This window comes from Streptomyces sp. NPDC051677 (assembly GCF_044453465.1).
Taxonomy (GTDB): domain Bacteria; phylum Actinomycetota; class Actinomycetes; order Streptomycetales; family Streptomycetaceae; genus Streptomyces.
This window is the reverse complement of the sequence record NZ_JBITCT010000145.1, coordinates 1-1360: the sequence shown is the minus strand read 5'-3', so window position 1 is coordinate 1360 and position 1360 is coordinate 1. Positions and strand designations below refer to the sequence as shown.

Genomic DNA, 1360 nt, shown 5'->3' with positions numbered 1-1360 from the left:
AGTGGACGTTAAGTCCGTTTCTCGTAGCGACCTCGTCCGGGTTGGGTGAGGAAGCCTTGTCGGACGAGGCGTCCGAGGCGGCTGCGGGTGACGTTGACGGTCGCCTCGTCGGTGGGCATGCCGAGGAGTTCATGCAGCTCGCGGGCTCGGAATGCCCGGCCCGGATGTTGGTTGAAGGCGTTCACGATGGCCTGGTAGGCGGTGTTCGTCTCGGGCGGATCGGGCTCGGTCCCGGGCGGGACGCGTTCGGCGATGATCTTCCGGGTGGTGGCCAGGTCTGCGAGTCGCGCTTCGGTGTCGGCCAAGGCGGCGGTCAAGTGGTCGATCTGGTCGCGTAGTTCACCGGCCCGGGCCGTGGTTTTGTCGTGCTGGTCCTGGAGGTCTGCCAGGAGCTCGCTGATGTTCACGCGGCCAGTCCGAGGGTGTCGCGCCAGGCCGGACTCGGTGTGGTGAGGCGGCGGGCCATGTTCGCGATGGAGGCCCAGTAGACGCGCGAGGCGGAGGTGTCGGGCCGGTGGTCGTACTCGCGGGCCAGGCGGCGGTGCAGCATCAACGTGCCGTTGACCTGCTCCACGATCCACCTCTTCGGTTGCGGGACGAAGCCTTTGCCCTGGTCTGCGGGGTTGCGGCGGACGACCTCGACGTCAATGTCGAGCAGGGCGCCGTGGATGAGAACCTCGTCCTTGAAGCCCTGGTCCACCAGGGCCTTCTCCAGGCGCATCCCGCACCGCTCGGCCGCCTGGTCGAGCAGGGCGGTGCCGGCGGCGTTGTCGTGGGCGGATGCGGCCAGCACCACGATGCCGATGATCAGCCCCAGAACGTCGACGGCCAGTCCCCGCTTGCGGCCCGACACCTTCTTGTTGGCGTCCAGTCCCGTCGTGGTCTTCGGGACACCGGCGGCCGCGCGGACGGACTGGGTGTCGATGATCACGAGGGACGGGTCCTCTAATCGGCGGGCTCTCTCCCTCACCTGGCAGCGCAGGAGTTCCTGGATCCGCTGGTCGAGCCCGTCCTGACGCCACAGCGTGAAGTAGTAGAACACCGCAGACCAGGCCGGCAGGTCGTGGGGCAGATAGCGCCACTGGCAGCCCGTACGGTTCTGATAGAAGATCGCGTTCACGACCTCCCGCAGATCACAGGACCCGGGATCCCCGGTCGCCGACCGCGCCACCCGGCCCTGCTTCCAGGCCGTGATCATCGGCTCGATCAACGTCCACTGCTCATCCGATAAGTCGCTCGGATACGGTCTCCGCTCCATGCCCGCATCCCAGCATGGGCATGACGAGCAGTCGCCCCGGACGAGTATCAGTCCCACGATCGAGCGATCACGAACCGGGGAAGATCGGACTTAACGTCCACT

The 1360-nt window shown here is 67.0% G+C and carries 2 protein-coding genes; both read right to left on the bottom strand.

Annotated features, from left to right (window positions below):
* Nucleotides 1-8: 8 nt before the first annotated feature.
* The gene (locus tag ACIBAF_RS49280) at nucleotides 9-407 is read right to left on the bottom strand and encodes a hypothetical protein (protein WP_393737039.1); all 399 of its coding nucleotides are present in this window, start codon (nucleotides 405-407) and stop codon (nucleotides 9-11) included.
* The gene (locus ACIBAF_RS49275) at nucleotides 404-1258 is read right to left on the bottom strand and encodes an IS5 family transposase (protein ID WP_393737037.1); all 855 of its coding nucleotides are present in this window, start codon (nucleotides 1256-1258) and stop codon (nucleotides 404-406) included. The genes ACIBAF_RS49280 and ACIBAF_RS49275 overlap by 4 nt, the downstream gene beginning before the upstream one ends.
* Between the last annotated feature and the right edge of the window lie 102 nt (nucleotides 1259-1360).

Excerpts from the sequence above, each read along its gene's own strand:
- ACIBAF_RS49275 (WP_393737037.1), bottom strand. The coding sequence starts at position 1,258 with ATGGAGCGGAGACCGTATCCGAGCGACTTATCGGATGAGCAGTGGACG.